Origin of the sequence: Micromonospora haikouensis (assembly GCF_000876225.1) — a bacterium.
Taxonomy (GTDB): Bacteria; Actinomycetota; Actinomycetes; order Mycobacteriales; family Micromonosporaceae; genus Micromonospora; species Micromonospora haikouensis.
Genome location: NZ_JXSX01000002.1, coordinates 897,994 through 917,761 on the forward strand (window position 1 = coordinate 897,994; position 19,768 = coordinate 917,761).

Consider the following 19,768-nt stretch of genomic DNA (forward strand, 5'->3'; position numbering starts at 1 on the left):
CCAACAGGGCGAAGGCGTCCGGGACGACGCGCCCCCAGTAGGTGAAGTCGTGCCGGCCGTCGGCGTACTCGGCCCGGACCGGGTCAGCCGTCGCGCTTCGTCGTCCAGCGGAAGGTGGTCAGGCACAGGACCAGGCCGATCACGCACCACAGGCCCAGCACGAGGGCGACCCGGCCCAGCTCGAACGAGCCGCCCGGCTCCTGCGCGCCGAAGCCGTCCGGCAGGAAGACCGAGCGCAGGCCCTGGCACATCCACTTCAGCGGGAACAGCGCCGCCACCTGCTGCATCCAGGTCGGCAGGTTGGTGAAGACGAAGAAGACGCCGGAGATGAACTGGAGGACGAGGGCGACCGGGGTGACCACGGCCGAGCCGCTGCGCGCCGTGCGGGCCAGCGACGAGATCGCGATGCCGCACAGGGTGCACGCGGTCACCCCGAGGACGGAGACCCAGCCGAAGGTGAGCCACCTGCCGGCCGTGCCGGGAAGCTCCAGGTCGAACAGGGCGACCGAGACGGCGAGCAACAGGGCGGTCTCGGCGACGCCGACCGCCACCACCATGATCACCTTGCCGGCGAACCACACCCACTTCGGCATCGGCGTGCCCCGGTACCGCTTGAGCACCCCCCGGTCCCGCTCGATCGGGATCCAGATGCCCAGGTTCTGGAAGCTGACCGTCATCAGGCCGGTCGCGATCATGCCGGTGATGAAGTACTGCGTGTAGCTCACCCCGGGGGCGATCTCGTCGCTGAAGATCGCCGCGAAGATCAGGATCATGATGATCGGGAAGCCCATCGTGAACACGACGGACTCCCGGCTGCGCAGGAACTGGGTGATCTCCAGCCGGCCCTGGCGCAGGGCGAGCGCGCCCGCGCCCGGCCGGCGGGCGGGCGCGGCGGCGGTGGCCGGGGCCGCCGGCTTCGTCGTGGTCGTCATCGGTGTCCGATCATGGTCAGGTAGACGTCTTCCAGGGTCGGCCGGGTCACCGTGAGGCCGGGGACCTCGCCGCCGTAGCGCGCGGCCAGCTCGGCGACCAGGGCCGTCGGCGTCGCGCTCTGCGCGCTCTCCGGCACCCCCTCGGGGGTACGCCAGGAGACCGTCGCCAGGGACTCCTGGCGGTTGCCCAGCAGCTTCGGCGGGGCCACCTCGATCACCCGCCCGGCGGCGATCACCCCGACCCGGTCGGCGAGCGCCTCGGCCTCGTCGAGGTAGTGGGTGGTCAGCACGATGGTGGTGCCGGCGGCGGCCAGGTCCCGGATCAGCTCCCAGAACTCGCGCCGCGCCTCCGGGTCGAAGCCGGTGGTCGGCTCGTCGAGGAAGAGCAGCTCGGGGCGGCCGATGATGCCCAACGCCACGTCGAGGCGGCGCTTCTGCCCGCCGGAGAGGGTGTGCGTGCGGGCCTTCGCCTTCGCGCCGAGGCCGACCCGCTCGACCACCTTCGCCGGGTCGTCGGCGTCGGGATAGAAGCCCGAGAAGTGCCGGACCACCTCGCCGACGGTCAGCTCGTCGAACTCGCCGGTGCCCTGGAGCACGATGCCGACCCGGGAGCGCCAGTCCGGGGTGGGGTCGGCGGGGTCGCTGCCCAGCACCCGGACCTCGCCGGAGTCGCGCCGCCGGTAGCCCTCCAGGATCTCCACCGTGGTGGTCTTGCCCGCCCCGTTCGGGCCGAGCAGCGCGAACACCTCGCCCCGCCGGACGTCGAGGTCCACGCCCGCCACCGCGACGTTGTCGCCGTACGCCTTGCGCAGCCCCCGGACGGAGATCGCCAGCTCGTCATCCATGCGGTCAAGTGTGCGACCTGGGCGGGGCCGGTGTGGAGGCGGGGCTGTGTGGTTTGGCACAGCCCGTTTTACTGAACGGTAACTTAAACTCCGGAAATGGACGAGAAGGCCCCCGCCGGCCGGCTGCCCGAGCGCGACCGCCCCTGGGTGATGCGCACCTACGCCGGCCACTCCTCGGCCGCCGCGAGCAACGCCCTGTTCCGCCGCAACCTGGCCAAGGGGCAGACCGGCCTGTCGGTCGCCTTCGACCTGCCCACCCAGACCGGGTACGACCCCGACCACGAGCTGGCGGCCGGCGAGGTCGGCCGGGTCGGGGTGCCCGTGGCCCACCTCGGCGACATGCGGGCCCTCTTCGACGGCATCCCGCTGGCCGACATGAACACGTCCATGACGATCAACGCGCCGGCCATGTGGCTGCTCGCCCTCTACGGCACGGTCGCCGCCGAGCAGGGGGCGGAGCTGGCCCGCTGCGCCGGCACCACGCAGAACGACATCATCAAGGAGTACCTGTCCCGGGGGACGTACATCTTCCCGCCGGCGGCGTCGCTGCGGCTCACCGCCGACCTCGTCGCGTACACGCTGCTCCGGATGCCCCGGTGGAACCCGGTGAACGTCTGCTCGTACCACCTCCAGGAGGCCGGGGCGACGCCCGTGCAGGAGGTCGGCTTCGCCCTCGCCACCGCCGTCGCCGTCCTCGACGCGGTGCGCGACTGCGGCCAGGTGCCGCCCGGGCGGATGGGCGACGTGGTCGCCCGGATCTCGTTCTTCGTCAACGCCGGGGTGCGGTTCGTCGAGGAGACCGCCAAGATGCGCGCGTTCGGCGTGCTCTGGGACGAGATCGCCCGCGACCGGTACGGCGTGACCGACCCCAGGCAGCGCCGCTTCCGGTACGGGGTGCAGGTCAACTCGCTCGGGCTGACCGAGGCCCAACCGGAGAACAACATCCAGCGCATCGTGCTGGAGATGCTCGGCGTCACCCTGTCCCGGGACGCCCGCGCCCGCGCCGTGCAGCTCCCGGCCTGGAACGAGGCGCTGGGCCTGCCCCGCCCCTTCGACCAGCAGTGGTCGCTGCGGATGCAGCAGGTCCTCGCGTACGAGTCGGACCTGCTGGAATATCCCGACCTGTTCGCCGGCTCGCACGTGATGACCGCGCTGGTCGACGGGATCGTCACCGGGGCGCGGGCCGAACTGGAGAAGGTGCTGGAGATGGGCGGCGTGGTGGCCGCCGTCGAGTCCGGGTACCTCAAGAGCGCGCTGGTCGCCTCGCTGGCCGAGCGCCGCCGCCGGCTGGAGTCCGGCGCGGACACGGTGGTGGGCGTCAACCGGTTCACCGAGACCGAGCCGTCGCCGCTGACCGCCGCCGGTGCCGACGCCATCGAGCAGGTCGACCCCGCGGTGGAGGCGGCGGCCGTGGCCGCCGTACGCGAATGGCGGGCCGGACGCGACGGCGCGGCGGTCGACGCGGCACTGGAGCGGCTACGCGCGGACGCCGCGACCACCGCGAACCTGATGCCGGCGACCCTGGAGTGCGTGCGGGCCGGGGTGACCACCGGCGAGTGGGCCGGCGCGTTGCGGCGGGTCTTCGGCGAGTACCGGGCGCCGACCGGCCTGGCCGGTGGCACCGGGGCGGGCGGCGACGCGACCCTGGCCGCCGTGCGGGAGCGCGTCGCCGCGACCGCCCGGGAGCTGGGCAGTGGCCGGCTGCGGCTGCTGGTCGGCAAGCCCGGCCTCGACGGGCACTCCAACGGGGCCGAGCAGATCGCCGTGCGCGCCCGCGACGCCGGCTTCGAGGTGATCTACCAGGGGATCCGGCTGACCGCCGGCCAGATCGTCGCCGCCGCCGTGGAGGAGGACGTCGACCTCGTCGGCCTGTCGGTGCTCTCCGGCTCGCACCTGGCCGTCGTGCCGGCTGTGCTGGACGGCCTGCGCGCCGCCGGCCGGGGTGACCTGCCGGTGGTGGTCGGCGGCATCATCCCGGCCAGCGACGCCGACGCGCTGCGGGCGGCGGGCGTCGCCCGGGTCTTCACGCCGAAGGACTTCGCCCTCACCGGCATCGTCGACGACCTGGTGACGGTGGTCCGCCACGCCAACGACCTGTAGGAAAGGCCCCCTGTCAACGCATTCCGTTGTACAGGGGGCCCTGTCAACGCCTGCCGACGGTGGTCAGCGGCTGGCGTAGGTCATGCAGTCGGCCATGTCGTTGTCCGGCCCGACGCGGATCGCCGGGGCGTGACACTCCAGGTCGGCGTTGTGCCGGCAGTCCGAGCGCTGACAGGCGCCGACCTGGGCGATCATCGTGTCGATGCCGCCCCGGACGGGCATCTCGACGAACGTGTGGCAGTGCGCGTGATCGGTGCTGCCGATCGTGATGGCGAACGCGTGGCAGTCGCCGGTGTGGTTGTAGGCGCAGGCCGCGACCACGCATTCCTGGACGCGGGGCATCTCCATCGCCGTAGTCATGACGACCTCCTCTGGGTTCTCGAATCTCCTCCCATATTAGGTTTTTGTCGGTTTTGTCGTCGGCGATCGGCCATCCCCGGTCAGTCGGCATCCCGGCTTGGCCGGCATCAGCCGGCATCCCCGGTCGGTCGGCGTCCCCGCTTGGTTGGCATCCCGGTCGGTCGGCGTCCCCGGCCGGCAGGGATCGGGCCGCCGGTCGTGATCGGGCGCCGGGTCACCCGACCGGTCTCGCCCCCAGCACCTCGGAGAGCGGGGCCGGCCGCAGGCCCAGCTCGGCGAGTCCGGCCAGGATGCGCGGCAGCGCCTCGTCGGTCATCGGGGCGTTCGCCTCGGTGACGTGCAGGACGACGACCGAGCCGGGGCGTACCCGGGACAGCACCGCGTCGACGACCGGCCGCCAGGACTTCGCGAACGGGTCGCCGCTGATGACGTCCCCGTCCACCACGGTCACGCCCAGCGGGGCGAGTTCGGTCAGCGCGGCTCGGTCGTGGCACAGCCCGGGGAAGCGGAAGTAGCGGGTCTGCCTGCCGCCGTACGGGGCGATCACGTCGAACGTCCGGGCCACGTCGGCGGCCATCCGCTGCCGGGGGATCGTCGGCAGCTGATAGCAGTCGGCGGTGAAGGCGAGATGGCCGTACGTGTGGTTGGCCAGCTCGAAGCGGGGATTGCCGGCCAGGCGGCGGGTCACCCCGGGATACTCCTCGACCCACTTGCCGGTCAGGAAGAAAGTGGCCGGCACCCGCTCCCGTTCCAGCAGGTCGATGATCGCCAGGTTCGCGTACGACCGCACCGCCCCGCTGCGCAGTTGATACCGCATGGCGTCCGTCATGTCCGCGTCGAAGGTCAGCGCCACCAGGTCACCGGTGCGTGGTCCGTGGTCGACCACCGGGGGCCGTCGGTCGGTGCGGCTCGCGCCGGGGAGGGCCGTGGTCGGGGGCCCCGCGCTGGGCTCGTCGGTCGGTCCGCCCTGGCCGGGCCGTGACGGTGCCCCGGGTCGCCCGGATGCGGATGCCGGCGGGGTCGGGCGGTTCGTTCCCTGCGGTGTCCCGTCCTTTCCGCTGGCGGGCGGCGTCACGGCCGTGGGCACCCGTCCGATTGCGGCGCGGCCGGGCGCGTCCGACGGCGCGGGCGCGACGAGGAGGGCGGCGACGCCCGCCAGGGCGGCGACCGTCGCGATCAGGGGTACGCGAGAGTTCTTTGCGGGCACCGGGAGATGATCTCTCGGCGGGTGTCCGCCCGGCTGCCCCGCCCCACGCGGGATCTCCCGGCGGGATGTCGGGAAGATGGCGGTATCCCGCGCTACTGATACCCCCACCTGCCCGACATCCCGTCACCTGTCCGCCCGGGCCTGGGGGTGTGGGCGGGTTTGGCGTGGGCGGCCCGGGGATCATCGGCGGACCCCGGGCCCGGAATGGCGGCCGGGTCGGTCCGAGGTGGGTGGGCCGGCGTGGGGTCGGGCTGGATCGGGGTGGGGTCGGGCTGGATCGGGGTGGGCCGGGCTGGGCTGGGGCGGGGCGGGGCGGGCCGAGGCGGGCGCGGGGTGGGCCGGGGCTGGGCGGGGCGGGTTGATCGACTTCATGTCGGCGACATGGCGGCATCAACGCGCCGCTGATACCCCCACCTGCCCGACATCCCGTCACCCCTCCACCGAAAAAGGCGATTTGTCCGGCCCGGCGGGGTGCGTGGGACGGGGTCGAGCCGGGTCGGGGTGGTGACGGGCGGCACCCTGCGGCCGGAATCCTGGCCGGGGCGGGGGCGTTACACCTGACGGACGACCGCAGCAGCACCCCGGATCCCCCGGATCCAGCAGGCCCCCGGGTTGTCATCTCCCGGAATGCGGGCCGGTCGTCGGTCGTTACACCTGGACCCGGCGCCGCAAGGCAGCCGAACCCCTCCTTCTTCTCCCCGTTGTTCGTTGTTCGGGCGCCTCGACGTGGTGCTCGCACACCCCCCGCCATCTTGCTTTGGCGGGTGCGGGTGTGCCGACCCCCGACGATTGGAGTCACCCCCATGAACACGACCATCCTGCGTAAGAGCGTCCTCGGCATCGCCGGACTCGCGTTCGCCGGTGGCCTCGCCGCCGGCCCCCTGAACCACCACACCACCACCGACACCGGCACCGGCACTGTTGACGCGCGGCCCGTCGCCGCCGTGCAGGCCGACAAGACCGCCGCCGTGGACACGGCCAAGCTGATCCCGCACGGCGTGCAGGGCACGCAGTCGCGCATCGGCCTCGACGCCGAGCAGACCGCCAACGCCAAGGCCATCATCGCCGCCACCAAGAAGACCGGCCTCGACGAACGCGCCGCGGTCATCTCCATCGGCACCGCCCTGCAGGAATCGAAGCTGCAGAACCTGGGTCACCTGGGTGACCGCAACGACCACGACTCCCTCGGCCTGTTCCAGCAGCGCCCCTCCAGCGGCTGGGGTTCGCCGGAGCAGATCACCGACCCGGAGTACGCGACCACCGCGTTCCTCAAGGGCCTGCGACAGGTCGACGGCTGGCAGGACATGCCGCTGACCGACGCCGCCCAGACCGTCCAGGTCTCCGCCTACCCCGACGCCTACGCGCAGTGGGAGCAGCAGGCCGCCGACCTCGTCGCCCAGCACTGGAACAGCTGACCCAGCGAACACACGCCGCCGGCCGGGCCCCGATCACCGGGGCCCGGCCGGCGGCGTTTACGTGGGGCGTACCCGGTCAGACGCGGTAGCCGGCGGCGCGGGCGGCCTGGCATTCGCGGCGGCGGTCCCGGCGGCGGCGCAGGAACCAGACGGTGAAGGCGACCAGGCCGAGCAGGAAGGCCAGCACCAGCACCGGCAGGATGATCGCCACCAGGGACATGACGACGCTGGTGGCGTCCTCGGCGGTGCTGGCGACCGGCGCGCCGAAGCCGGCGGTGGTCGCGTTGATCACCGGGCGGGCGGCGGACTTGAGCAGATGGACGCCGAGCGCGATGAGCACGCCGGTGACCACCGGCACCCAGTCGTTGGACGAGAAGAAGCTGCCCGGGTCGCTCACGGTGACCGTCTCGGAGGTGGAGCCCGCGCCGAAGGCGAGGCCGCCGGCGGTCGGCCGGACCACGGTCTGGACGACGTCGTTGACGTGGTCGAGCACCGGCACCTTGTCGGCGACGACCTCGACGGCGAGCAGCACCGCGAGGATGGCGACGACCCAGCCGTTGCCGAGCCACTGCCAGCCGCTGGGCAGGTCGATCAGGTCGGTGTAGCGGGCCAGCAGTCCCATGGTCAGCAGGGGTATGTAGGCGTTCAGGCCGGCCGACGCGGCCAGCCCGGTACCCGTGAGGACTTCGAACACCGTCTCAGCATGGCACCGGCACGCCAGTGCCGCTCGGCGGCGGACGCCGGGGTCTGGGCTACCCTCGTCGGGTGCGGCTGGTGATTGCGAAGTGCTCGGTGGACTACGTCGGACGGCTCTCGGCGCACCTGCCGTTGGCCACGCGCCTGTTGATGGTGAAGGCGGACGGGTCGGTGTCGATCCACGCCGACGACCGGGCGTACAAGCCGTTGAACTGGATGAGCCCGCCCTGCCGGCTGGAGGAGGCCCCCGGCGTGTGGCGGGTGGTCAACAAGGCCGGCGAGGAGCTGCGGATCACGCTGGAGGAGGTCTTCCAGGACACCTCGTACGAGCTGGGCGTCGACCCCGGCCTGCGCAAGGACGGCGTCGAGGCGCACCTCCAGGAGCTGCTGGCGGCCAACCCGACGGCGCTGGGCGAGGGCTACACGCTGGTGCGCCGGGAGTACATGACGGCGATCGGGCCGGTGGACCTGCTCTGCCGGGACGCCGACCTCGGCGCCGTCGCCGTCGAGGTGAAGCGGCGCGGCGAGATCGACGGGGTGGAGCAGCTCACCCGCTACCTCGAACTGATGAACCGTGACCCCCTGCTCGCCCCGGTCACCGGCGTCTTTGCCGCCCAGGAGATCAAGCCGCAGGCGCGGGTGCTGGCCACGGACCGGGGCATCCGGTGCGTTGTCGTCGACTACGACAAGCTGCGCGGCATCGAGCGCGACGAGCTGACCCTGTTCTGAGCGCCGCCTGCGCGGGCCGGGTCAGCGCCTGCGGCCGTACAGCAGCTTGGTGACCTTGACCAGGCGGGCGACGTCGGCGGGGGTGCGCTCGAAGGTCATCGCCGGCAGCAGCGACCGGGCCCGGCGGCGGGTGACGGCCTTGGGGCGGCCGAACTCGCGCAGCCCGTCCTCGCCGTGGATGCGGCCGAAGCCGGACTCGCCGACGCCGCCGAACGGCAGGGTGGACATCCCCGCGAACGTCAGGGTGGAGTTCACCGCGGCCATCCCCGAGCGCAGCCGCCGCGCGATGGCCACGGCCCGCCGCCGGCCGAAGACCGAACCCCCCAGGCCGTACGGGAGCGCGTTGGCGCGGGTGATCGCCTCCTCGGCGTCGCGGACCCGGTTGATCGTCAGCGTCGGCCCGAAGGTCTCCTCGCGGACGGCGAGCGAGTCCTCCGGCACGTCGACCAGGATGGTCGGCCGCACGTACGGCGGCTGCACCGCGTCGGCACCGCCGAGGACCGCACGCCCGCCCCGGGCCAGCGCGTCGTCGATGTGCCGGCGGATCACGTCGAGCTGACCGGGCATGGTGATCGGGCCGATGTCGGACCCGTCGGCGCCGACCGTCAGCCGGCCGGCCCGCTCGACGACCTTGCCGACGAAGGCGTCGAAGACGGGTTCGACGGCGTACACCCGCTCGATGCCGATGCAGGTCTGGCCGGCGTTGGTGAGCCCGCCCCAGACGCACGCCTCGGCGGCGGCGTCGAGGTCGGCGTCGCTGTCGACGATCATCGCGTCCTTGCCGCCCGCCTCCAGCAGGACCGGGGTGAGCGTCTCGGCGCAGGCGGCCATCACCTTCTTGGCGGTGGCCGTCGAGCCGGTGAATGCCAGCTTGTTCACGCCGGAGCGGCACAGGGCCGCGCCGACGTCGCCGAGGCCGTGCACGGCGGTGAGGACGGGCTGCTCGGGCACCACCTCGGCGAGGCTGTCGACCAGCCACTGGCCGACGACGGGGGTGTATTCGCTGGGCTTCAGCACGACCGTGTTGCCGGCGGCGAGCGCGTACGCCGTGGAGCCGATCGGGGTGAAGACCGGGTAGTTCCACGGGCCGATGACGCCGACCACCCCGTACGGCTGGTATTCGAGGTGGCCGGTGAACTCGGCCAGGATGAGCCGGGAGCGCACGCGGCGCGGGCGCAGCACCTGGCCGGCGTTGCGGGCGGCCCAGTCGATGTGTTCGATGGCGGTGAGGACCTCGACGATCGCGTCCGGGACGGGCTTGCCGCCCTCGGCGTGCATCAGCTCGGCCAGCTCCTCGATCCGCCGGGCGAGGACGCCCCGCCAGCGCAGCAGCCGCTCCCGGCGGCCGGTGAAGCCGAGCCCCGCCCACCAGCCGGCGGCCTCGCGGGCCCGCTCGACCGCCCGCGTGACGTCGTCCCCGGCGGCGACGGGCAGCCGACCCACCTCGGCCCCGGTGGCGGGGCTGGTGGAGACCAGCCGCCCGTCTGAGATGATCGGGGCACCCGGGACACGTACAGCCGTCATGGCGGAAGTCTAGACCCCGAAGCTACTCGTCGGTAGGTGTTCGGTCGGGCTGGTCAGCGGTCCCCGGCGCAGGGCCGGCGGCTCCCGGGGGCCGTGCCCGGGGCGGGACCAATGGCCCTGGTGCGCCGCGCCGCAAGCCGAACCGGCTAACGGGAGTTGTCCTCCCGGGGGCTGGGAGGTGTCCGGGCGGTGGTGGGCATCGATACGGTGTGCTGGCAGGCTGACGCCGGACACCGGTGGCTGGAGGCTGACCGTCCATGGAGGACTTTCCGGAACTGATGCCGCTGCTGACGGTGGCGGGTGGACCGATGCGTGGGGCGAGCTTCCGGCTCAGCCGCACGCCGCAGGTGATCGGCCGTGCGACGACCGTGCAGGTCAGCGTCGACGATCCACACCTGAGTCGCCGGCACGCCAGCGTGCGGCTGGCCGCCGACGGGGTGTGGCTTGAGGACCTGGGCTCGACCAACGGCACGTGGCTCAACGACCGCCGGATCGAGATGCCGGAGCTGCTCTCCGACGGGGACGTGATCCGGCTGGGCCGCACCGAGCTGCGCTTCTTCGACCCGGGCCTGGCCCGGACGGACCCGGTCGGGCTGCGGCTGGCCCCCCAACTGGGCCCGCAGCGCCGCGACCGCCGGCCGACCCTGCCGCTGCCCGTCGCCGCCCCGCCGGCCGCCCGCGCCTGACCCTCTTTCATGTGGGCCGGCCACATGGAGCCGGCCGTCGCCGCGTGGCAGCATGCCGCGGCATGGAGAGCACGCAGCACACCGTGCAGGCCAACGGCATCGTCCAGCGGGTCCGGGTGGCCGGGCCACCCGACGGCGCGCCCGTGCTGCTGGTGCACGGCAACTGTTCGTCCTCGGCGTTCTGGGAGCCGCTGCTGCGGCGGCTGCCCGACACCCTCCGGGTGGTCGCCCCGGACCTGCGCGGTTACGGCGACACCGAGACCGCCGCGGTGGACGCCACCCGGGGGCTGCGGGACTTCGCCGACGACGTGGCCGCCCTGCTCGACGCCCCGGGGCTCTTCGCCCCCGGCGCGCGGCCGGTGGTGGTCGGGCACTCCCTCGGCGGGGGCGTGGCGATGCGGCTGCTGGTCGACCACCCCGACCGGGTGGCCGGGCTGCTGCTCTCCGCGCCCGTCTCCCCGTACGGCTTCGGCGGCACCCGGGACCTCGACGGCACGCCGACCACGCCCGACTTCGCGGGCACCGGCGGCGGCACCGCGAACGGGGACTTCGTGGCCCGGCTGGCCGCCGGCGACCGGGGCGCGGACGGCCCGACCAGCCCCCGCAGCGTGCTGCGGACCGCGTACGTGGCCGATCCGGCGTCGCTCGGCGACGACGAGGACCTGCTGCTGGACAGCCTCCTGTCCACCGCTACGGGGGACGGCAACTATCCCGGCACGGCGGTCGACTCGCCGCACTGGCCGGGCACCGCGGCCGGCGACCGCGGCGTGCTCAACGCCCTCGCCCCGGCCCACTTCCGCATCGCCGACGACCTCGTCGCCGTCGCCGCCAAGCCCCCCGTCACCTGGGTACGCGGCGACGCCGACGTGATCGTGTCGGACACCTCGCTGTTCGACCTGGCCTACCTCGGGTCGCTCGGGGCGGTGCCCGGCTGGCCGGGGGAGCGGGACTGCCCGCCGCAGCCGATGGTCGGGCAGACCCGGGCGGTGCTCGACCGGTACGCTGCGGCCGGCGGGGCGTACCACGAGGTGGTGTTGCTGGGTTGCGGGCACAGCCCGCACCTGGAGCGGCCGGCGGAGTTCGTCGCCGAGCTGCTGGCGCTGACCGACCGGAGCCGCTGAGACACCCGATCGCCCGACGGGAGCCGTCGACCCCCTCCGCGTCCCGGCGACGGACCGTCACGTGGCAGACTCGCGCGCATAACCTTAGTGACCGTTCATGCGGTCCCGCGGGGTCTCGGCCCGCGGTCCCGCGCAGCATTGGGGAGGCCGGTCGTGGCGCGCGAGTTCACCAGCGTGGGCGTTGTGGGGCTGGGCACCATGGGTGCCGGCATCGTCGAGGTCTTCGCGCGCAACGGCATCGACGTCGTCGCGGTCGAGGTCTCCGAGGCCGCCCTCGACCGTGGCCGCGCCAACCTGACCGGCTCGACCGACCGGGCCGTCGCCCGGGGCAAGCTCGCCGAGGCCGACCGGGACGCCCTGCTGGCCCGGGTCGACTTCCAGGTGGGGCTGGACGCGCTGCACTCGGTGGACCTGGTGGTCGAGGCGGTCCCCGAGCGCCTCGACCTCAAGCGGCGGATCTTCGCCGAGCTGGACCGGGTCTGCAGGCCCGAGGCGATCCTCGCCACCAACACCTCCTCACTGTCGGTCACCGAGGTCTCCGTCGCCACCGGCCGACCCCAGCAGGTCGTCGGCATCCACTTCTTCAACCCGGCCCCGGTGATGAAGCTGGTCGAGGTGGTCCGCACGGTGGTCACCGCCGCCGACGTGGTCGCCGACGTCGAGGCCCTCTGCGCCCGGCTCGGCAAGGTCGGCGTCACCATCGGCGACCGGGCCGGCTTCATCGCCAACGCGCTGCTCTTCGGCTACCTCAACCACGCCGTGGCGATGTTCGAGTCGCGCTACGCCAGCCGCGAGGACATCGACGCCGCCATGAAGCTCGGCGGCGGCCTGCCGATGGGGCCGCTCGCCCTGCTGGACCTGATCGGCCTCGACACCGCGTACGAGATCCTGGACACCATGTACCGGCGCGGCGGGCGGGACCGCCGGCACGCACCGGTGCCGCTGGTCAGGCAGATGGTCACCGCGGGTCTGCTCGGGCGCAAGTCCGGCCAGGGCTTCTACACCTACGAGAAGCCGGGCTCGTCGAAGGTCGTACCGGACGAGTCGACCCCGCAGGAGCGGCCGGCGGCCGGCGACGGCGCGCGCCCCGTCGCCCGGGTCGGCGTCGTCGGCTCCGGCGCGACGGCCGCCGGGCTCGTCGAGGTCTTCGCCGGGGCCGGGTACGACGTGGTCCAGGTGGCCCCGGGCGCGGAGCCGCTCGACGGGCTGGCCGAGGTCGACCTGGTCGTCGAGGCCGTGGCGGAGGACCTGGGCGTCAAGAAGGAGCTGCTCGCCAGCCTCGACGGCGTCTGCAAGCCGGGCGTCGTGCTCGCCACCACCACCTCGTCGCTGCCGGTGATCGACATCGCGATGGCCACCGGGCGGCCCGCCGACGTGGTCGGGCTGCACTTCTCCGGCCCGGTGCCGGCGCGGCCCCTGGTGGAGATCGTGCAGACCATCCGCACCGGCGAGGAGGCCACCGCCACCGCCCGCGCCGTCTGCGCGACGCTCGGCAGGACCGCCGTGGTCTGCGGCGACCGGGCCGGCTTCGTGGTCGACGCGCTGCTGTTGCCGTACCTGAACGACGCGGTGAAGATGCTGGAGGCCGGCTACGCCACCGTCGACGACATCGACCACGCGATGAAGCTCGGCTGCGGCTACCCGACGGGCCCGTTCGAGCTGCTGGACGCGGTCGGCCTGGACGTGGCGCTCGCCAGTCAGCGCGCGCTGTACCGCGAGCTGCGCGACCCCGGCTTCGCCCCGGCCCCGCTGCTGGAGCACCTCGTCACCGCCGGCTACCTGGGCCGCGAGGCGGGGCGCGGCTTCCGCGACCACACCGCCCGCTGACCGGGCCGGGAACCGACCGTAACCTTGACGAGGTGAGCCCCCGTCGCAACCGTCCCCGCCGGGACGAGCACGCCCACCTCGACGCCGACCGGGCCCGCCACGGGGTGCCCACCGTGCAGCAGTGGCGCGACGGCGACTGGCAGGTGCGCGGGATCAGCGGCGGCGCGTCGGTCAAGACGTACCGCTGCCCGGGCTGCGACCAGGAGATCCGCCCGGGGGTGGCGCACCTGGTGGCCTGGCCGGCCGACGACCGGGGCGACCTGACCGACCGCCGGCACTGGCACAGCGGGTGCTGGCGGGCGCGGGACCGGCGCGGCCCCGGCATCCAGCGCGGGCGGGGCGCGCCCCGCTACGGCTGAGCGATCTGGATCACCCTGTTTCCGCCCGGGCGGGCGGTGCCGGTGCCGACGCGCGAGACTGGGACGGTGAGCACACCGATCCGCGCGTCCTCGATCCTGCCCGGGCACCGCGAGGACATCGAGCTGCACACCGCCGACGGCCTGACCCTCGTCGGCGAGCTGGCCCGCCCCGTCGGGAAGGAGCCGGCCGGCACGCTGGTCTGCCTGCACCCGCTGCCCACCCACGGCGGGATGATGGACAGCCACGTCTTCCGCAAGGCCGCCTGGCGGCTGCCGGCGCTGGCCGACCTGGCCGTGCTCCGGTTCAACACGCGCGGCACCAGCAGCGTGCGGGGCACCAGCGAGGGCGCGTTCGACAACGCCGTCGGCGAGCGCTTCGACGTCGCCGCCGCCATCGAGTACGCCGAGTTCGCCGAGCTGCCGAACGTCTGGCTGGTCGGCTGGTCGTTCGGCACCGACCTGACCCTCAAGTACGGCTGCGACCCGGCGGTGGCCGGCGCGATCCTGCTCTCCCCGCCGCTGCGTTTCTCCGCCCCCTCCGACCTCGAACACTGGGCGCAGGAGGGCAAGCCGCTGACCGCCCTGGTGCCGGAGTTCGACGACTATCTGCGCCCCGACGAGGCGCGGCGGCGCTTCGCGGCGGTGCCGCAGGCCGAGGTGGTCGGGGTGCCCGGCGCGAAGCACCTGTGGGTCGGCGACGCCGAGACCGTGCTCGACGAGATCGTCCGCCGGGTCAACCCGGCCGCCCCGCTGCCCCTGCCCCGCACCTGGGACGGCCCGATGGCCACCGGCGACGTCAGCGCGTACGCCGACCGGACGGTCGCCTCGTTCGCCGACGTCCCGGTGCCGGGCCCGAAGGCCGGCTCCGCCGACTGAGCCGGGGCGGGTCGGTCGCCCGTCAGCGGGCGTCCTGGCGGGGCAGCACCACCTCGCGCAGGATGAGCTGGCAGGCGGCCACCGTCGGGATCGCGATCAGCGCGCCGACCACGCCCATCAGCGACACCCCCAGCAGCGCGGCGAGCAGGGCCGCGACCTCGTTGACCTCGACCGAGCGGCGCATCACCTTCGGGTAGATCAGGTAGTTCTCCACCTGCTGGTAGACCACGAAGAACGCGACGCAGGCGATCCCCACCGGCAGGTCGGTGGCGAAGCCGACGAGGCTGACCACCACCGCGCCGAGGGTGGCGCCGATCTGCGGGATCAGGTCGGTCACCGCGACCACCACGGCCAGCGCGAACGGGTACGGCAGCCCGACGGCCAGCGCGAACACGAAGGTGGTCACCCCGGCGAGCACGGCGATGCTCAGCGCGCCCACCATGTACGCGCCGACCTTCGCCAGGATCTCGTCGCCGATGAGCCGCACCCGGTGCCGGCGGGAGCGGGGCACCAGCGCGTACCCGACGCGGCGCAGCCGGTCGAAGTACGCGAGGAAGTAGATCGTCAACACCAGCACGGTGAGCGCCCGGAAGACCGTGCCGAAGATGAGCTGGGCGCCGCCGAGGACCCCGCCCAGCGCCCGCCCGACGGTGTCGGCGTTGGCCGCGGCCTGCACCTTCGCCATCACGTCGTACCGGACGACGAAGTCGTTGACCGCCTCGTTGCGGCGCAGCTCATCGACGTAGCTGGGCAGTTGCTCGACGAACTGCCCGGACTGGGTGACCACCGGCGGGACCAGCGCCACCAGGCCGCCGACGATCAGCAGCAGCACGGTGAGCGTCACCGCCGCGACGGCCAGCCCGTTGGGCAGGCCCCACGAGCGCAGCCGGACCACCGCCGGGTTCAGCCCGACGGCGAGGAAGAGCGCGATGACGACCAGCACCAGGATGCCGGCCGAGTTGCGGACGCCGAGGAAGACGGCGTACGCCAGCAGCACGCCGAGCGCGCCGGTGAAGCCGACGAGGAAACTGTTGCGGCGCAGGGGCCGCCCCGGCACGCCGAAGCGGCCCGAGCTGGCGGCGGGCGACCCGGGCGGGTCGAAGTCGCCGGGGTCGCCGAGGTCCGCCCGGTCGTCGTCCGGCGCGGTCCGATCCGGCGCGGTCCGATCCGGCGCGGTCCGATCGGGTGCGGAGCGCATCGGCGGGGGGCCGACCGGGTCGGTGCGGCCCGCCGGGACGCCGTCCGGACCGGTGTGGCCCACCTGCCTGTGGCCCACCTGCCTGTGGCCCATCTGCCCGTGGCCCACCGGCGCGTGGTCCGGCTGCCCGTCGTGCGCCCGTCCGCCGTCCGCCACCGAGACCTCCTCCGCCCTCCGGCGGGTGCGCCCGGAGGGTCGTCAGCCGCCCGCGGCCCCGTCCGGGCGCGGGTCCTGCCGACAGGAGGGTAGTTGCCGGGCGGACGGCCCGGCCACCCCGGCTCACTCGGACTCGACGGACACCTTGCTCGGCCTGGCGCTGCGCTCGTCGGTCGTCGGCTTGGTCGGCCGCTTGCCGTTCTCACCGGTGCTGGTGATCTTCGTGGGGGTCGCCCCCCGGCCGCCCTCGCCGGGCACCGCCGCCACCGTCGGCTCGCCGTCCACCCCGGCGCTGGCCGCACCGCCGTCCACCGTGGTGACCGGCTCGGCCACCGGCCGGGTCCGGGCCGGGGCGGCGTCGTCGGTGGGTGCGGTCTTCGCCGCTCCCGCGTCGGCCGTCGCCTTGATCGGGGTGGGCTTCGCGGGCTCGCCGGGCCCGGCGGCGGCTGGCTTGCCCGACGTGGCGGCCTCGGCCGGCTTGCCCGGGGCGGCAGCCGCCTTGACCGGGGCCGTGCCGTCGGCGGCCGGGTCCGGTGCGGCGCCGTCGAGGGACACCGCCGGGGCGGTCGCCTTCGCCGGAACGCTGGCCGACAGGCGGGCACCGGCCAGCTGCTGCCGCAGGTCGAGCAGTTGATGCTGGAGCTCGTCCGACTCCTGCCGGGACTGCCAGGTCTCCTGCCGCAGGTCGGCCAGCTGCTGCTGGGCCTGGGCGATCTCCAACATCACCTGGGCGAGCTGCTGGCGGCCGGCGGCCACCTCCTGCTGGGTCGCCGCGAGGTGCTGCTGCGTGGTGGCCAGGTGCTGCTGGGTGGTGGCCGCGTACTCCTCGAACTGGCGACGGGACGCGGCGACGTGCTCGTCGGCCCGGCGTCGCTTGTCGGTCGCGTCGGCCTCGGCCCGGCCCAGCAGCTCGGCGGCCTCCTCCTCGGCCTGCCGGCGCATCGCGAGGGCGTCGTGCTCGGCGGCGCGCCGGATCTCCGCGGCACCGTCCTCGATCTCGGCCCGCCGGGCGGTGTACTGCTGCTCCAGCTCGGTCTCCCGGGCCGTGAACTGCTGCTCCAGCTCGTCCTGCCGGGCCGCGTGCTGCCGGTCCAGCTCGTCGCGGCGCTGGGAGTGTTCCCGCTCGGCGGTCTCCTTGCGCTGGGCCAGCTCCCGGTCGGCGGCCTCCCGCCGGCCGTTGACCTCCTGCTCCACCCCGGCCCGCCAGGCGCCCAGCTCCTGCTGCGTCTGGGCGCGGGACTGCTGCACGTACGCCTCGGTCTCCGTGCGCATCCGCTGCACGTACGCCTCGGTGTCGGCGCGTTGGCGCTTGCTGGCCTCGGTCGCCTGCGCGGTCAGCCGCTCGGCCTCCTGCCGGGCCCGGTCGCGGGTGGCCTTTGCCGCGCCCTCGGCGTCGTCGGTGATCCGCTTGGCCTCCTGCAACGCCTTGGCGTGGGTCGCCCGGCCGGCCTCGGTGGCGTTGTCAGTGAGCCGCTTCGCCTCCTGCTGGGCCTTGGCGTGCACCTCCTTGGCGGCCTCGCGGAGCTGGGTGGCCTCCTGCTGGGCCTTGGCGAGGGCCTCCTTGGCGGCCTCGCGCAGCTTGGTCGCCTCCTGCTGGGCCCGGGTGTGGATCTCCTTCGCGGCGTCCCGGAGCTGGGTGGCCTCCTGCTGGGCCTTCTCCAGGGCCTCCTGGGCGGCCTTGCGCAGCCGGGTCGACTCGTCCTTGGCCGCCGCACGCAGCTGGGCGGACTCGTCCTTGGCGGCCTTCAGCGTGGCGTCCGCCTCGGCGCGTCGGGCGGCACCGTGCCGCTCCTCCTCGGCCCGCCGGGCGGCGAGGGCGATCTCGAAGTCCTTGAGCGCCTGGGCGGCCTGCTCCTTGGCCTCGGCGACGATGTGCTCGGCGGCGGCCCGCCGCGCCTCGATCTCCTCGTTGGCGGCGGCGAGGATGTCGTCGGCCTGCTCCTCGGCGAGGACGAGGATCTGCTCCACCCGGGGGCCGAGGTGCCGGAACGAGGCCCGGTCCACCACGCCGACCTGCTTGCGCACCTGGGCGAGGTCGCGTTGCAGCACCTCGACCTGCCCGGCCAGCTTGTGGATCTGGGTGTACGCCTGCTCCCGCTCGGCCGCCAGTGTCGCGATCTCGTGCTCCGCGCGAGCGACGTACCTGTCGACCTGTCGTTTCTCGTACCCCCGCAGGGCGGACTCGAAGCTGGGCTCCGTCGTCACATCCCCGCCGAGAGCGAACAGTTCCTCGCCGTGCGACATGCCCCCATCCTCACACGCATCCGGCTCGGCTGGGGCGATACGGACGCCCCGGATGGGAGCTGATTCACTGCCGTTACCGGCGTCCGGGCCAGAGTGCGGGAAACGCATACGGCGCGGGGTCACACCGGTTACCCGGTGTCACCCCGCGCCGTGTCCATGCCCCCCGGCCGTGCGGTCGGTCAGCCAGCGGACTCCGCGTTCACCCGCTCGTCCTTGCTGTCCGCCTTGGCCGGCTCCGGCTTGGCCTGCGCCGGCGGCACGCCCGGCACGATGCCGGCGAGGCCCGACAGCATCTGGCCGAGCTGCGAGGTGACGGCGTCCTTCTGCCGGGTGAGGTCCTCGACCTCGCGGCGGGCGGCCTGCGTGGTCAGGTCGGCCTCGGTGCGGGCCTCCGTGAGCAGCCGCTTCGCCTCGGCCTTGGCCTCGTTGAGGGTCTTCTCGGACAGCGCCTTGGCCTTCTCGACGGTGTCGTTGGCGGTGCGCTCGGACTCGACCCGGCGGGCCTCGGCGCGCTGCTCGATCTCCTTGGCCCGCTCCTGGGCCGCCCGGGCGCGCTGCTCGGCCTCGCCGACCAGCTTCTGGGTCTGGGCGACCTGGGCCGCGTGCCGCTCGGACTCCTCGCGCTCGGCCTTCTCGCGCCGCTCGGCGAGCTGCAGCTCCAGCGCCTGGAGGTCCTTGTCGCGCTTGTCGCGGGCGTCGGTGAGGAGCTTGGTCGCCTCGGCGCGCTTCTCCTCGGCCTCCCGCGCGGCCTTCGCCCGCTGCTGGGTGATCTCCCGCTCGGCGGTGGCGCGCAGGGTGGCGACCTCACGCTCGACGGTCGACTTCAGCTCGGCGACCTCGTGCGCGGTGACGGTGCGCAGCTGCTTGGTCTCCCGCTCGGCGTCGGCGCGCAGGGTGTCGGCCTCCCGGCGGGCCTGCACGCGCACCTCGGCGGCCTCGCGCTCGGCGGCGGTGCGGACGCTGCCGGCCTCACGCTCGGCGGTGGCCTTCATCGCGGCGGCCTCGGCGCGGGCCTTGTCGGTGATCTCGCGCGCCTCAAGGCGAGCCGCGGAGAGGATGCCCTCGGACTCCCGCTTGGCCTCGTTGCGGTGGTCGTTGGCCTGCTCCTCGGCCAGCCGCAGGATCTGCTCGACGCGGGTGCCCAGGCCGGACAGGGTCGGCCGGCTGTTCTCCTCGAGCTGCTTGTTGGTCTCGGCGAGCTTCTGCTCCAGCGCGCTCTGGCGCTGCTCGGCCTGGCGGAGCCGACGCTGGGCGTCGTTCATCCGCTGCTCGGCCTCGGCGCGGGCCTGCTCGGACTGGGTCAGCGCGGCGGTCAGCCGACCGATGAAGTCATCGACCTGCCCGACGTTGTATCCGCGCAGGCCAACGGTGAAATCTGGCTGCGAGTTCGCGTTATCGAAGAACGCAAGAGGGGAGGACTGCTGCTGGGGCATTGGGACATACTCGCAGACCCCCCGGGGTGCTTCGCAAGAGCGGTGCGGGGCTTTCGTGTC

General features: G+C 73.8%; 17 protein-coding genes. 8 read left to right on the forward strand and 9 right to left on the reverse strand.

Translation table 11 applies throughout. From position 1 onward, the window contains the following. Positions 1–83: 83 nt before the first annotated feature. Both TK50_RS20690 and TK50_RS20695 read right to left on the reverse strand, forming a co-directional pair. Complete coding sequence (locus tag TK50_RS20690; RefSeq protein ID WP_043966072.1) at positions 84–932, reverse strand: ABC transporter permease; 849 nt, start codon at positions 930–932, stop codon at positions 84–86. Then, positions 929–1,777, reverse strand: coding sequence for an ABC transporter ATP-binding protein (locus TK50_RS20695; RefSeq protein WP_043966073.1), 849 nt, complete (start codon positions 1,775–1,777; stop codon positions 929–931). Before TK50_RS20695 ends, TK50_RS20690 begins: the two co-directional genes overlap by 4 nt. A gap of 96 nt (positions 1,778–1,873) precedes the next feature. Between TK50_RS20695 and TK50_RS20700 the strand changes: the two genes are divergently transcribed. Continuing rightward, on the forward strand, positions 1,874–3,877 hold the full coding sequence (locus TK50_RS20700; RefSeq protein WP_043966075.1) for a protein meaA: 2,004 nt from the start codon (positions 1,874–1,876) through the stop codon (positions 3,875–3,877). A gap of 63 nt (positions 3,878–3,940) precedes the next feature. Here TK50_RS20700 and TK50_RS20705 read toward each other — a convergent pair whose 3' ends face one another. Further along, positions 3,941–4,237: a DUF1540 domain-containing protein gene (locus TK50_RS20705; RefSeq protein WP_043966077.1), complete on the reverse strand. Its 297-nt coding sequence runs from the start codon at positions 4,235–4,237 to the stop codon at positions 3,941–3,943. 214 nt (positions 4,238–4,451) lie between these two features. After that, positions 4,452–5,123 carry a polysaccharide deacetylase family protein gene (locus TK50_RS34495; protein WP_043966080.1) on the reverse strand — a complete coding sequence of 224 codons (672 nt, stop codon included), beginning with the start codon at positions 5,121–5,123 and terminating at the stop codon, positions 4,452–4,454. Positions 5,124–6,247: 1,124 nt separating this feature from the next. Between TK50_RS34495 and TK50_RS20715 the strand changes: the two genes are divergently transcribed. Next, positions 6,248–6,859, forward strand: a complete 612-nt coding sequence (locus TK50_RS20715) for a hypothetical protein (protein ID WP_043966082.1) — start codon at positions 6,248–6,250, stop codon at positions 6,857–6,859. Positions 6,860–6,935: 76 nt separating this feature from the next. On the opposite strand, the gene TK50_RS20720 is transcribed toward TK50_RS20715, so the two are convergent. After that, positions 6,936–7,553, reverse strand: a complete 618-nt coding sequence (locus TK50_RS20720) for a DUF4126 domain-containing protein (RefSeq protein ID WP_043966084.1) — start codon at positions 7,551–7,553, stop codon at positions 6,936–6,938. Positions 7,554–7,624: 71 nt separating this feature from the next. Between TK50_RS20720 and nucS the strand changes: the two genes are divergently transcribed. After that, positions 7,625–8,284 carry an endonuclease NucS gene (nucS, locus tag TK50_RS20725; protein WP_043966085.1) on the forward strand — a complete coding sequence of 220 codons (660 nt, stop codon included), beginning with the start codon at positions 7,625–7,627 and terminating at the stop codon, positions 8,282–8,284. Positions 8,285–8,305: 21 nt separating this feature from the next. Here the strand turns inward: nucS and TK50_RS20730 are convergent, their stop codons facing one another. Next, the gene (locus TK50_RS20730; protein WP_043966086.1) at positions 8,306–9,808 is read right to left on the reverse strand and encodes an aldehyde dehydrogenase family protein; all 1,503 of its coding nucleotides are present in this window, start codon (positions 9,806–9,808) and stop codon (positions 8,306–8,308) included. Positions 9,809–10,065: 257 nt separating this feature from the next. Between TK50_RS20730 and TK50_RS20735 the strand changes: the two genes are divergently transcribed. From TK50_RS20735 to TK50_RS20755, 5 genes are all read left to right on the forward strand, one after another. Continuing rightward, positions 10,066–10,494: an FHA domain-containing protein gene (locus tag TK50_RS20735; RefSeq protein ID WP_043966087.1), complete on the forward strand. Its 429-nt coding sequence runs from the start codon at positions 10,066–10,068 to the stop codon at positions 10,492–10,494. 62 nt (positions 10,495–10,556) lie between these two features. Continuing rightward, positions 10,557–11,615 (forward strand): alpha/beta fold hydrolase, encoded by a 1,059-nt coding sequence (locus TK50_RS20740; protein ID WP_043966088.1) that lies wholly within the window; start codon positions 10,557–10,559, stop codon positions 11,613–11,615. 153 nt (positions 11,616–11,768) lie between these two features. Beyond that, complete coding sequence (locus TK50_RS20745; RefSeq protein WP_043966089.1) at positions 11,769–13,442, forward strand: 3-hydroxyacyl-CoA dehydrogenase family protein; 1,674 nt, start codon at positions 11,769–11,771, stop codon at positions 13,440–13,442. Between the two features lie 32 nt (positions 13,443–13,474). Further along, on the forward strand, positions 13,475–13,801 hold the full coding sequence (locus TK50_RS20750; RefSeq protein WP_043966091.1) for a hypothetical protein: 327 nt from the start codon (positions 13,475–13,477) through the stop codon (positions 13,799–13,801). A gap of 66 nt (positions 13,802–13,867) precedes the next feature. Then, on the forward strand, positions 13,868–14,677 hold the full coding sequence (locus tag TK50_RS20755; protein WP_043966093.1) for an alpha/beta hydrolase: 810 nt from the start codon (positions 13,868–13,870) through the stop codon (positions 14,675–14,677). A gap of 22 nt (positions 14,678–14,699) precedes the next feature. On the opposite strand, the gene TK50_RS20760 is transcribed toward TK50_RS20755, so the two are convergent. The 3 genes from TK50_RS20760 to TK50_RS20770 form a co-directional block, all read right to left on the reverse strand. Then, positions 14,700–15,875, reverse strand: a complete 1,176-nt coding sequence (locus TK50_RS20760) for an AI-2E family transporter (RefSeq protein ID WP_082106486.1) — start codon at positions 15,873–15,875, stop codon at positions 14,700–14,702. Between the two features lie 279 nt (positions 15,876–16,154). After that, positions 16,155–18,275: a coiled-coil domain-containing protein gene (locus TK50_RS20765; RefSeq protein WP_043966095.1), complete on the reverse strand. Its 2,121-nt coding sequence runs from the start codon at positions 18,273–18,275 to the stop codon at positions 16,155–16,157. Positions 18,276–18,454: 179 nt separating this feature from the next. Beyond that, a complete protein-coding gene (locus tag TK50_RS20770) occupies positions 18,455–19,708 on the reverse strand; it encodes a coiled-coil domain-containing protein (protein WP_043966097.1) in 1,254 nt (417 codons plus the stop codon). Between the last annotated feature and the right edge of the window lie 60 nt (positions 19,709–19,768).